The sequence below is a fragment of the Alcanivorax sp. IL2 genome, from assembly GCF_047495475.1.
Lineage (GTDB): Bacteria > Pseudomonadota > Gammaproteobacteria > Pseudomonadales > Alcanivoracaceae > Alcanivorax.
Genome location: NZ_CP179932.1, coordinates 1928463 through 1941098 on the forward strand (window position 1 = coordinate 1928463; position 12636 = coordinate 1941098).

The following is a 12636-nucleotide window of genomic DNA, read 5'->3' on the forward strand; positions in this document are numbered from 1 at the left end:
GCTAAATTATCGGTGAATTAAATATGTCAAAATTGTATCTTCATTTAGGGGCGCCCAAAACCGGTTCGACTGCTCTGCAGCGCAATGTTTTCGAAAGAATTGAACCCGACAAAGGCAATTTTCTTTATATTGGGAAATACGGGGAAAATAATAATAATTTTTTTTCGGAGCTCTGCTCCTCAATAAATAAATGGTCATTAGAGGAGTTTTTATATCGTTATAAAGCTATTAACGAAGCCCTTAGAGAGAAAATTCGAGAATATCCGGATGGGTTGCTTGTTTCTGATGAGAGCTTCATTGTGGTCTCTTATTCTGTAAATGGAAAGATAACGGTTAAGGACAAAATAGATAGATTGTCAAAAGTACTTGAAGGTGTGCCTGTAGAATTAATATTGTCAATTAGAAATCAAGCGACAGCTTGCTATTCTCTTTACAAGGAACTCTATTCTAACTATAAAATTCTGGGGGGGGTTTCTCTGCCACCGAAGATCAATGATTCATGGGAAGAGCTTTACGCCACTTATGATTATAGTCTTATTGTTGATGGTTTTATATCAAAAGGTGTGGCGTCAAATTTGTATGTTTTTCTTTATGAAGATTTCCAGAAGAATCCATCTCTCGAATGTGAGAAACTTATGGATTTCATAGGTTTTGATATTGGATCTATTGGGGATATGCCTGTAGTTAACAATAAAAAAACTTCGTCCGGAATGACAATTTTGCCAGATAAAAGCCTAAAAAGGTTTGTTGAGATTTTGATTTTAAAGAATAGGATTTTTTTGTTTGTTGTGAAATTTCCTTTGATAAGGAATGTGTTGAGTCTTATTTGGAGGAATTTTGGTGGAGTGCTGGATAAATTTAGAATAAAGAATAATGAAAGGCTTCCTTTGGAAGATAAAGAGTTTGAGGTGATAGCGAAAAAAAGGTTTTCAGCTTCAAATAGACGTCTCGCATCAAACGATAGCTCTTTGCGAGATGCAATGGAAAAATATGGTTATTATTTAAAATGAAAATCAAGGTGGCGATTGTTGGATATTTGCTATTCGCTTGGGTTGGTTTTTTTTGGGGGGGGGTAGATTGGAAAGTCGATAACCGGGTGGCCTTGTTTTTTTACTGGGCGATTGTGATTTTATCAATTGTGATTGGTTGGCTTTCTTTTTCATTGGTAAAAAAAGATATATATGAAGGAATGGGGAGTGATAATCTTTATGATGAAAAAGATGTGGGCTGGTTCTGGGTTGCTTGTGCTGGAGTGTTTCTGTATCTGAAATCATTGCAAATGACAGGGGTCTCGCTTTTTGATGGGTTGAGCCTAATGTCAAATCCAGCAAAAGAGAACTACGTTGCAATGGTCAGGTACTCTCTAGAAAGAGATTCAAACCCTTTGCTGTCTCTTGGTGTCGCTTTTTTTGCAATTCCTTTTTGGTCTGCTCTTTTTTATCTCTTTAGATTTAAAGCCATAAAGCAAAGGAAAATAAAAATTTTTGTTCTTTTGCTTTTGTATTTCTCTTTTGTTTTGGTTAAAGGGGCGGATAAAGAAATATTCGAAATATTTGTATTTTTTGCTCTTTTTTATTATCTCGATGGTCGTCTGAGGGGGGGGGTGAAACTTCTATGCGCTTCTGTTGCGAGTATTGCCTTTCTTGCATTTATTGCTTTTCGAAAATTGGAGCGCAGTGCAGAAGATATTTGTTTCTATGTGTATTGTTTGGCTAGTGATGCAGCAACTTTCGAAAAGGCATGGTCACTTATCCTTGGATATAGCGCCCAAGGACTTAAGGGACTGTCAGTCCTCCTTGATGGTCCTTTTTTGGTGAAGCCAGAGCCATGTGTTTCTCCGATGGTTTCGTCGTTCGCGCACAGGTTGCTAGGGCTGTGCAAGAATAATGGAGCAGCGATAGAGTACATTAATTCATCTGGTGTGTGGACGTCGAAAGGCCAATGGGTGTCTTTTCCGGCATGGATTGCTTCTTTGGGTGGTTTGTGGATTGTTCCCTTGATTGTTTTAATCCACGCTTTTTTCTTTGCTTACTCCTTGGCCAGCAGAGATAGAATAAAACATGACTTCTGGGTTTTCATGTTCTGTTTTTACTCGCTAATTTATTTTTTTTATCTGCCTGCGAATAACCAGGTTTTTTTGACGGCTGACAGTGCTTTAATTTTTTCTGTCTCTTACATTTATTTGGTTTTTGGTTTTGCGAGAAGGTTGCGATGAAAGATGTAAAAAAAGTTTTAATGGTTTGTACTAAGTATGATATTTCAGGGGATTCTCCTTGGCTGACTAATGAATTTGCTGAGTCCCTTGTTGAAAGAGGTGTGCATGTTGTTGTTTGTTTTGTAGATTGGTCAACGAAAAATAAAAGTGCCTTTTTTGAGCAGCGGCGCGGCTTGGATGTTTTAGTTGTTGCTAAAAAAAATTATCGACTGGGTCTTCTGGGAAAAGCCATGAAATGGTTTGGCGGTTCCGGTAAGGCCTATAAAGAACTGGTTAGAAAGTGTGACGTTTCATCTTTTGATGTTGTTGTTTCTTTTTCGCCCTCGTCAACGGATCGGGGGCTTGTTAATAGATTAGTGGATAAATATAAAATTAAATCTTTTCATGTTTTATGGGATTTTTTCCCTTTGCACCATAATCAAATTGGCCTAATTCCAAGCGGATGGATCTATGATTTGGCTAGAAAGATAGAGTCGCGAATGCTTTCTAAGCATGATGTTATAGGGTTAATGAGTCCAGCCAATGTAGTTTTTTTTGATAAAGCATGGCCTGAATTTAAAAATAAAAAAAAGGTTGTTTTTCCAATATGGGGAAAGAGTGGTGATGCTTATATGTGCGATGTTGCGGCCATCCGGTCGGAGCTAGGTTTTGCGAGGGAGGATTATGTTTTTGTTTATGGTGGTCAGCTGAATGCAGGAAGAGGCGTAGAGCTGATTTTTGAGGCTGCAAAGAAAGCCCCTTCAGGTGTTAAGTTTTTGATAATCGGCTGGGGGGTTAACTTTGAAAAATTCAAAAAATACGCTGAAGATTTTCCTAATGTATTGGTTGTGCCGCCTAGGCCCAGGGAGGATTACAAGAAGTTAATAAGTAGCTGTGATTGCGGGTTGGTTTTGACAGATTCAAAAACTAGTGTTCCCACCTTTCCTTCTAAAACGTTTGACTATTTTGATGTGGGATTGCCAATTTTGGCGCATGTCGAATCCACAACGGATTATGGAGAGGTCATTTCACAGGAGGCAAAGGCTGGCTTTTTTTCTGTGGGCTCAGATTTTGATGTTTTTTATAATAATATTTCTATGATTTCTCGAGATTTAAAAAAATCAAAAAAAATGGGCATGAATGGTAAGGGTTATTTAAGGCGCGAGCTCCAGGTTGATAGGGCGGTTGATAGATTTTTTAATTCGATTAAATTTTAATTAAGGAGAATGGTGGATGGATTGCAAGGTTTTGGTGACCGGAGGGACAGGCTCCTTCGGAAAGGCGATGGTTGGAAAGCTTTTGCGTGAGGGATATAAGGAAATTCGTATACTAAGTCGTGATGAAGCAAAACAGGAAGAGATGCGTCTTAGCTATGGGAGGCCTGAACTAAAATTTTATATCGGTGATGTGCGTGATCGTGCTTCTGTAGATAAAGCGATGAAGGGAGTTGATTTGGTTTTTCACGCTGCGGCGTTGAAACAGGTTCCGTCCTGTGAATTTTTCCCAATGGAAGCAGTTAAAACGAATATCATTGGTAGCCAAAACGTGATTGATAGCGCTGTCGATGCAGGCGTAAAGAGTCTCGTCTGCCTGAGCACCGACAAGGCAGTAATGCCTGTTAACGCCATGGGCATGTCCAAGGCGATGATGGAAAAGGTGGCCCAGGCTTCCAGTCGCCAGCTTGGTGACGATGATACGGTCATTTCCTGTGTGCGCTATGGCAACGTGATGTGTTCCCGTGGGTCGGTAATCCCCCTGTTTATCAAGCAGATCAAGGAAGGCAAGCCGCTGACCCTTACCGAACCGACCATGACCCGGTTCATGTTGTCCTTGAACGATGCTATTGAGCTGGTTGCCTTTGCGTTCGAAAACGCCAGCCAGGGTGACATTTTCATCAAGAAAGCCCCTGCATGTACTGTGCAGCTTCTGGCGGAAACCCTGTTGGAAATCTTCGAAGCGAGCACTGAGATTCAGGTTATCGGCTGGCGCCATGGTGAAAAGCTGTATGAAACCCTGGCCAGCGCGGAAGAGCTGCTTCGTTCCCAGGACATGGGTGAATATTACCGTGTCAGCTACGACAACCGTGACCTTAATTATGCCAAGTTCTTCACCGAGGGTGATGTGGAGGAGGCGAACACGGAAGATTACCACTCCCATAATACTTACCAGCTCACCAAAGAAGAGCTGAAGGACCTTCTGCTGACCTTGCCGGAGGTTCAGGAAGCGTTAAACGGTTGAGATCAGGTTCGCCATGAAAGCATAGCTCCTACTGAGATATGGGCTGGATGAGAAAGAAGGAGTTTTTATGAAAACGGTAATTACCGGTGCTGCCGGCTTGTTGGGCTGGCATTTGCAGTGTCACTTGAGTGTGCTGGACGGTTGGAAAGACACCGTTGTTGCTTTGGATCGGCAGGCATTCAATGATGATGCCGTGCTTGATGCCGCCCTGGCTGGTGCTGATGCGGTGGTTCACTGTGCAGGCATCAACCGGGCAGATGACGACGAACTGGAACAGGGTAATATCAACCTGGCCAATCGACTGGTTGATTCGCTCGTCAGGGTCGGTGGCAAACCGCATCTGCTCTATAGCAATACCATTCATAAAGAGCGCGACAACGCTTATGGTCGCGGAAAGGCAGGAGCAGGTCGGGTTTTTCAGGAATGGGCAGAGGCACATGGCGCTCGCTATTCGGAACTGGTATTGCCGCATGTCTTCGGTGAAGGTGGGCGCCCCTTCTATAATTCTGCTGTCTTTACTTTCTGCCAACAGATTGTCGATGGCGAGCCTCTGTCGATCAATGCTGGGGGTATGCTGGAATTGCTCCACGCTCAGGATATTTGCGCACGCATTGTCGAGTCTGTGGAGCGCGGGCAGACCGGTGAAATGCGTCTGAAAGGGCGGGTTATCTCTGCTGCGGAAGTCGCGGGCAAGCTTTCAGCCATGCATGCCAGCTATACAGGGCACGTGGTGCCAGACCTGCGCGATGCATTCGATCTGCAGTTGTTTAATACCCTGCGCTCATTCTTGTATCCGGCTCACTATCCTTGTGAGCTTACGCTGCATACGGACAACCGCGGCTCATTGTTTGAGGCCGTAAAAGCAGATAATGGCGGGCAGGCATTCCTTTCAACCACGAAGCCGGGTATTACCCGGGGTAACCATTTTCACTTCGGTAAAGTTGAGCGTTTTCTGGTGATTCGTGGTGAAGCCGTGATTCGCTTGCGCCGGTTATTTGATGATGAAGTAAAGGAATTCCGGGTTTCAGGTGATGAGCCAGTTTATATCGATATGCCGACACTACACACACATAGCATTACCAATGTGGGTGACGGTGAGCTGATGACCTTGTTCTGGAGCCATGAGATTTTCGACCCTGAATCGCCAGACACCTATTTCCTGCCGGTCCTTCAGGATCAGGAGAGCTGATTGATGAAAGTAATGACGATTCTGGGTACACGCCCGGAAATTATTCGCCTTGCCCGTGTGATGGCGGCGCTGGATCAGGTTGTGGATCACAAGATCGTCCATACCGGTCAGAATTACGATTACGAGCTGAATGATGTTTTCTTCGAGGAGCTCGGCGTCCGCAAGCCTGATCATTTCCTGAATGTTGACACCTCTTCACTGGGGCGAAGCCTGGGTGAGATCCTTATCAAGACGGAAGAGGTTCTGCTGAAGGAAAAGCCCGATGCAGTGCTGGTTCTGGGTGATACCAATAGTGCTACGGCCACGCTTATGGCCAAGCGTATGAAGATCCCCACTTACCATATGGAAGCAGGCAATCGCAGCTTTGACGCCAATGTGCCGGAAGAAATTAACCGTAAACTGGTTGACCACCTGGCTGATTTCAACCTGGTTTACACAGAACATGCGCGTCGGCACTTGATCAGTGAAGGCTTGTCACACCGGTTTATTTATCTTACTGGTTCCCCAATGCGTGAGGTGCTTGAGCACTCCCTGCCAAGTATCCAGCAATCAGACATCCTCGAGCGATTGGGGCTGGAAGAAGGCCGCTTCTTTATTGTCAGCGTTCATCGGGAAGAAAATGTGGACAGCCGTGAGAACCTGAAGAAGGTGGTTGAAGCCTTGCAGGCTCTTCACGAAGAGTTCGGGTTTCCGGTGGTGGTATCCACGCATCCCCGCACCCGTAATCGCCTGGAGAAACTGGGTCTGGCGGATGACAGTGAGGCAATTCGCTTCCTGAAGCCGTTCGGGTTCTTTGATTATAACAAGCTGCAAATGACAGCTTTTTGTGCCATTTCTGATAGCGGCACCATCAGCGAGGAATCCTCTATTCTCGACTTCCCTGCGGTAACTCTGCGCCGTTCCATTGAGCGCCCTGAAGCGCTGGACACGGGGGCTATTGCGTTGACCGGGCTGGACAAAGAGGTGCTGATTGACGGTGTGCGTATTGCTACTGCATCACGGGATATTTTCTCTGGAACAGAGCGCGAAACCCCTGAAGCCTACAAGATACGCAATGTTTCAGAGCGCGTAGTACGACTGATCACCGGGACGGCCAAGCTGGCCAGTCATTGGAAAAATATGGATGAGTTCAGCCGGTATGACTGGAACTGAGGCCGATGGCCTGAAAGTTCTGGCGATACATCGCTATTACTGGCCTGACACGCCCCCTTATGCATCCATGTTGCGCGCGATCGTACGTCGTTGGGTGGGTGAGGGGCATCATGTCGACGTGCTGTCATCCCAGCCTTCCTACAAGGCCGGGCTTGATAATGAAAAGCAGCCGGCCAAGGAAGTTGTTGATGGTGCTACCGTCTACCGTATGACTCTGCCTTCAGAGGCGGGTCGGCCGTTGATACGGATGCTTAATGCCCTGCGACTTGGGCTGGGCATTTTCATTCGTGCGGTACTTCTGCGGCGCTATGACGTCATTATGGTCTCAACCTCTCCGCCGGTGCTGGCTGGCTGGTTTACGGCACTTGCGGCGCGCCTTTCCGGTGCAAGATTTGTGTATCACTGCATGGATGTTCACCCTGAAATTGGCCGGATATCCGGAGAGTTTCGCAACCCAGCGGTATATCATCTGCTCGCACGAATGGATGCCTGGACATGCCGGCAGGCCAATCCTGTTGTGGTGTTGTCACAGGACATGGCTGACAGCCTTGATCGGCGCTCTGAGTCGGGCGCTGTTCCGCAGACTGCCGTGATTAATAATTTCAGCTTGCCTTCCGAGTCCGAAGCTGTGGGTGATCTGCCATTCCCATGGCCGAATGAGCCCTTTGTGCTGCTTTTCGCCGGTAACATCGGTCGTTTCCAGGGCCTGGATGTGCTCATGAACGCCATGGCACAACTTTGCGAGCGATCAGACATTCGCTTGTTGATGATGGGTGAAGGAACGGAAAAAGCGGCTCTGGAAAAGCAGGCCGCCGAGAGTGGTGCCCGGGTTTCTTTCGTGGGTCACCTCTCTGTATCTGTTGCGAAAGCTGCCATGAAAAAGGCTGGCGCAGGGTTTGTCAGCCTGGTCCCGGAGCTGTACCGGTATGCCTATCCCAGCAAGACCATGACATACCTGGAGCAAGGTTGCCCGGTGTTGGTGGCGGTGGAGCCAGAAAGCCGCCTGGCTGCAGATATTGTTGAGAATAGCGCCGGATTGGCGGTGCAGGGCGGCGATGCAGATGAACTGGCACAGGCAATTGCCCGTTTGGCTGATGACGATAAGCAACTACAGAAGATGAAGGAAAATGCTGCCGGCCTTGCTGAGCAGGCATTTTCACCGGAAGTGGTGTTGGCCCGCTGGGCTTCGCTGGTTAGACCCGTGGACAAGAATTGATGATGCAAAATATGGATCTGGTAATTATCGGTGCACCCAGATCGGGCACCAACATGCTGCGTGATGTGCTCACTTCTTTTGACGGTATTGGCACCTGGCCCTGTGATGAAATCAATTATATCTGGCGTCACGGTAATGTCCGGTATCCGTCCGATGAGATCCCCGCAGACAGGGCGACACCGGCTGCAGCGGCTTATATCAGGGCTCGCTTCGAGGACATTCGGCGTACGCAGAATGCCCGGATCGTGGTGGAGAAAACCTGTGCCAGCTGTTTACGCGTTCCTTTCATAAACAAGGTGCTGCCCGAGGCTCGTTACGTCTATATTTACCGTGATGGTATTGATGCTACGGGTTCAGCCAAATTACGTTGGACGGCCAAGCTGGACATTCCCTACCTTATGGAAAAGGTCCGGTTTGTGCCGTTGACGGATTTGCCGTACTACGGATTGCGCTATTTCTGGAGTCGCATTTATCGAGTGTTCTCCCGGGAGAAGCGCTTGGCATTCTGGGGGCCGAAACTCGATAACATGGATGAGATTCTTGAGAAGCATACCCTGAATGAGGTCTGCGCCCTTCAATGGCAACGTTGCGTTGAGAAGGCCGACAGTGATCTTGCTCAAATTGAACCGGAGAGGGTAATTCGGGTTCGTTACGAGGATTTTGTTTCTGATCCGGCTCCGGAATTAGAGAGAATATTCGATTTTCTTGGTTATAAGGCTCCGTCAGATTTGATTCAGGCTGCTGTAGCTGGAGTTTCCAATGGCAGCCTTGGTAAAGGGCGAAAAGCGTTGGGTGAGGAGGAAGTGGCTCGCCTGGAAGCATTAACGGGTGAAACGCTTAAACGTTATGGCTATCTCTGAAATGGAATATATGGCGCCTTCACTGACACCTTCGCAGGCGATGATAAAGCGTACTTTTGACTTTTCCGCGGCCTTGCTGGGGCTTCTCGTTTCATGGTGGTTGATCCTGATTGCTTTCCTGGCGGCGTCGCTGGATACACGCAGCAACGGGTTTTTTATTCAGAACCGCGTGGGCAAGGATGGCAATATCATTCGTGTGGTAAAGATCAAAACCATGCGGCCGGATAGCAGAACCACTACTACAGTGACGCGTTCCGGTGATCCCCGGATTACGCCCCTCGGACGTTTTTTCCGAAAAACCAAAATTGACGAGTTGCCGCAGCTTTGGAATGTTCTGCTGGGTCACATGAGCTTTGTCGGGCCGCGCCCGGATGTGCCCGGATATGCTGACAAGCTGACTGGTGTGGAGAGGGCTGTACTGTCTTTACGCCCCGGCATCACTGGGCCTGCGACGTTGAAATATCGTGATGAAGAGGAAATCCTGGCTGCGCAGGACGACCCCGAGCAGTATAACCGCGAAGTGATTTATCCCGATAAGGTACAGATTAATCTGCAGTATATTCGTGAGTGGTCTTTTCTTGGCGATTTGCGTTACATACTTGTGACTGTTTCGGGCTGACGGCCATAACTTACTGATTGCACAACAGAGACAATTTTATGCTTAACGGTCCTTTCTCTCCCTGGCCTTCTTACACCCGGGAAGAAGCTGATGCGATACAGCGTGTGTTGCTTTCCAACAAGGTGAATTACTGGACGGGACAGGAATGTCGTGAATTCGAGAGGGAATTTGCGGACTTCGCCGGCACAGAATATGCCATTGCTGTGGCCAATGGCACCGTGGCTCTCGATCTTGCCTTGAAAGGGCTGGGTATCGGCGAAGGGGATGAAGTCGTGGTGACTCCCCGCACATTCCTGGCGTCAGCAACAGCGGTGATCAACGCCGGGGCAACTCCTGTTTTTGCCGATGTGGATGCTGACACCCAAAACATCACCCTGGAAACCGTAGCGGCAGTGTTGTCGCCCAAGACCAAAGCGGTTATCTGTGTTCACCTGGCAGGTTGGCCTTGTGACATGGATGGCATGATGAATTTAGCCGATGAGCACGGGCTTTTTGTGATTGAGGATTGTGCTCAGGCCCATGGTGCGACTTATAAGGGCAAGCCTGTTGGCGGCCTTGGCCATGTAGGCTGCTGGTCGTTCTGCCAAGACAAGATCATGACCACCGGTGGTGAGGGTGGCATGGTTACGGTTAGCGACCGCGACTTATGGTCTCGCATGTGGAGCTTCAAGGACCATGGCAAGAGCTGGGATGCCGTATATGAACGAGAGCACCCTCCGGGGTTTCGCTGGTTGCACGAGTCTGTGGGTACAAACTGGCGAATGACGGAGTTGCAGGCGGCAATTGGTCGAATTCAGCTTTCGCGAATGCCGGATTGGACAGCAGCACGCCAGGAACATTGTGCCGCTGTCTGGGAAACTGCGGCAGCCCTCCCGGGACTGTATGTTCCTTCTGTGCCTGCGCACATTGGCCATGCTGCGTATAAATGTTATGTCTTCGTGGAAGAGAGCAAGCTGTCCGATGGCTGGGACAGAGACCGCATTATGAATGCGATTGTTGCGGAGGGTGTTCCGTGTTTTTCTGGCTCCTGTTCAGAGGTTTATCTGGAGAAGGCTTTTAGTGATCGAGGTCTTGCACCAAAGGAACGTTTACCAGTGGCACGTAAGTTGGGAGAAAATTCCCTGATGTTTCTGGTTCATCCCACACTTGAACAAGATGAAATTGACAAAACAATTGATGCTTTAAAATCGGTTATGCAGTTAGCGGATAAAAAGGAGTAAAGTCGACGGGCTCAAGCCATAATATGGTTCAGAGGCGCCGCAGTTTTTCATTAGTATGCATATAAGTCAGCTTCGATAACCCCATAACATTATGGGGATGCTGTACTCCCCCCGTTTTTCTAGAGGACTTCGTTATCCGCCCCTTGTTGTCTTCCTTTCAGAGTCGTTTGCGTAGCGATACGGGTAGGGCGTTGATTCGTACCTTCCTGGCGAAAGCTGTGTCTGCTCTTGGTGCATTAGCTTTAGTCGTTGTTGTTGGCCGGTTATATGGGCCTGAAGGGGTTGGGGTGTTCGCGTTGGCCCAGAGTATTTTGTTGGGCTCAGGGATCATTGGCAGGCGGGGTATGGACAATGCCCTCATGCGTTTTGTTGGCCGTGAAGCAGACTCTCCCCAGGTGCGTAGCTATCTCAATTGGGCAGTCCGGCGAAGCTTGGTGATTAGTCTTCCATTGTCTATCCTGTTGATTGTTTTTCGCTACCCGATAGAGCATTTCTTTGCTATGTCGTCTCTGGCAAGTGTTTTGCTGGGTATCGGATTGGCGGTTCCTTTCTACACTTGGGCGTTTTTACTGACTGGGTTCTTCAAAGGTATTCGCAAACCCGCAACGGCCGCATTTCTTGAAAATGGTTCAATCTCTCTTGTCGCTGGTGCTCTGATTCTACTTGTTCCTTATGTTCTCCCTGGTGGTAAGCAAGATATTGCTTATATTGGATGGGCGTATGCTGTGGCTGCGGTTTTGGTAGCCCTGCATGGTGGCTTACATGCCGTTTTTTGGTTAAGAAGCCATCAAAGAGAGCAAGGTGTCAGGGGGCTTGATGTTGCTGATAAGACGGAATTTCGTGTCACATCACAAGCTTTTTTCATTATGGGGTTGGCGGCATTTATGCAGTCGGCGCTCAGTATCATGATTGCGGGTAAGTTCCTGGGTAGCGAGGAAATGGGCCTGTTCAAATCAGCGCAGCAAATAGCCATTTCCGTTGGCTTTGTGCTGATGGTTATCAACGCTATTTTTCCTCCTCGTTTTGCCAGTCTCTATCACCAGGGAAAGATGGATGGTCTCGGCAAGCTGGCCCGTAGTGGTGCTCTTCTTGGTATCGTGCTGGCGGCACCATTTCTGTTGCTATGCCTGTTGGTGCCCGAATGGGTGCTGGGTCTGCTGGGCGAAGGGTTTGCTCCTGCCGCTACTTTGCTGCGCATCATAGCCTTGGCACAGTTGGTGAATGTGGCGACGGGCTCGGTGGGTTTTCTCCTCAACATGACCGGTTATGAGCGCTACATGCGAAACATCGCGATTGTCTGTAGCACCATGGGCTTACTGGGTTTCTTTAGCCTGACACCCTTGTTCGGTGCACTGGGGGCAGCATTGGCATTGGCTTTTGTGTTGGTAGCTCAGAATCTCGCAGCGATGTGTTTTGTCTGGTTGAAGCTTGGAATTTGGACTTTGCCTGGCCCTAACTGGTTGGCACTTCTGGGAATCCGTGGTGGTAATGGCTCTTAGATAGTGAGGATTAATCTGATCTTGCCAAGGGCATTAGAGTGTCGTGCTTTGCCATGAAGGCTTTATTCCACTGCCGTCAGCATGGGATATTCCGTTCGGGTGCCATGTTGGTGGTGGTCAGCAACTGCAATTCGCACATCTTCATAGCCGAAGGCCTCTGCCAGCTGGCGCGCATTGTCCCAGCTATTGGCGGGGTAGGGGGAGGAGGTGAGCTCCACGGTATCTCCGTTGCTAAAGGTATGGCGGAAGCTGGCACGATACAAGGGCATGAGAGGGCCTCAAAGAATGGGTTTGGCCTTATCTGAGTTGTTGGCTTGTTGCGCAACAAATAAATACGTGTTTTTTTGCTTAGGCTAGCGTGCGTTTGGTGCGATAACTGTCAGCCAAGAGCGCGTGCTTTTGTAAGCGTTTGCCTCTGCCTCGGCTACTGAGTCGGCTCGACTGGTTGT

12 protein-coding genes are annotated in these 12636 nt (G+C 48.3%); 11 read left to right on the top strand and 1 reads right to left on the bottom strand.

The features are described from left to right. Nucleotides 1-23 precede the first annotated feature (23 nt). The 11 genes from ACMG4N_RS09055 to ACMG4N_RS09105 all read left to right on the top strand — a co-directional run bounded on the left by ACMG4N_RS09055 (nt 24) and on the right by ACMG4N_RS09105 (nt 12187). A complete protein-coding gene (locus ACMG4N_RS09055) occupies nt 24-1010 on the top strand; it encodes a sulfotransferase domain-containing protein (protein ID WP_414431332.1) in 987 nt (328 codons plus the stop codon). Continuing rightward, on the top strand, nt 1007-2215 hold the full coding sequence (locus ACMG4N_RS09060) for a hypothetical protein (protein WP_414431334.1): 1209 nt from the start codon (nt 1007-1009) through the stop codon (nt 2213-2215). The genes ACMG4N_RS09055 and ACMG4N_RS09060 overlap by 4 nt, the downstream gene beginning before the upstream one ends. Then, nucleotides 2212-3411: a glycosyltransferase family 4 protein gene (locus ACMG4N_RS09065; RefSeq protein ID WP_414431336.1), complete on the top strand. Its 1200-nt coding sequence runs from the start codon at nt 2212-2214 to the stop codon at nt 3409-3411. Before ACMG4N_RS09060 ends, ACMG4N_RS09065 begins: the two co-directional genes overlap by 4 nt. A 16-nt stretch (nt 3412-3427) precedes the next feature. Next, nucleotides 3428-4432 carry an SDR family NAD(P)-dependent oxidoreductase gene (locus ACMG4N_RS09070; RefSeq protein WP_414431337.1) on the top strand — a complete coding sequence of 335 codons (1005 nt, stop codon included), beginning with the start codon at nt 3428-3430 and terminating at the stop codon, nt 4430-4432. Nucleotides 4433-4499: 67 nt separating this feature from the next. Continuing rightward, complete coding sequence (locus ACMG4N_RS09075; RefSeq protein WP_414431339.1) at nt 4500-5621, top strand: NAD-dependent epimerase/dehydratase family protein; 1122 nt, start codon at nt 4500-4502, stop codon at nt 5619-5621. 3 nt (nt 5622-5624) lie between these two features. Continuing rightward, entirely contained in the window at nt 5625-6773 is a 1149-nt protein-coding gene (wecB, locus tag ACMG4N_RS09080; RefSeq protein WP_414431341.1) for a non-hydrolyzing UDP-N-acetylglucosamine 2-epimerase, read from the top strand. Continuing rightward, entirely contained in the window at nt 6745-7989 is a 1245-nt protein-coding gene (locus ACMG4N_RS09085; RefSeq protein ID WP_414431343.1) for a glycosyltransferase family 4 protein, read from the top strand. The genes wecB and ACMG4N_RS09085 overlap by 29 nt, the downstream gene beginning before the upstream one ends. An 11-nt stretch (nt 7990-8000) precedes the next feature. Next, nucleotides 8001-8849, top strand: coding sequence for a sulfotransferase family protein (locus ACMG4N_RS09090; RefSeq protein ID WP_414431344.1), 849 nt, complete (start codon nt 8001-8003; stop codon nt 8847-8849). After that, nucleotides 8818-9468: a sugar transferase gene (locus ACMG4N_RS09095; protein WP_414431345.1), complete on the top strand. Its 651-nt coding sequence runs from the start codon at nt 8818-8820 to the stop codon at nt 9466-9468. The genes ACMG4N_RS09090 and ACMG4N_RS09095 overlap by 32 nt, the downstream gene beginning before the upstream one ends. A 38-nt stretch (nt 9469-9506) precedes the next feature. Beyond that, entirely contained in the window at nt 9507-10688 is a 1182-nt protein-coding gene (locus tag ACMG4N_RS09100; protein WP_414431346.1) for a DegT/DnrJ/EryC1/StrS family aminotransferase, read from the top strand. Nucleotides 10689-10879: 191 nt separating this feature from the next. Continuing rightward, entirely contained in the window at nt 10880-12187 is a 1308-nt protein-coding gene (locus ACMG4N_RS09105; protein ID WP_414431348.1) for a lipopolysaccharide biosynthesis protein, read from the top strand. 62 nt (nt 12188-12249) lie between these two features. Here ACMG4N_RS09105 and ACMG4N_RS09110 read toward each other — a convergent pair whose 3' ends face one another. Next, on the bottom strand, nt 12250-12456 hold the full coding sequence (locus ACMG4N_RS09110; protein WP_414431350.1) for a hypothetical protein: 207 nt from the start codon (nt 12454-12456) through the stop codon (nt 12250-12252). Nucleotides 12457-12636 lie beyond the last annotated feature (180 nt).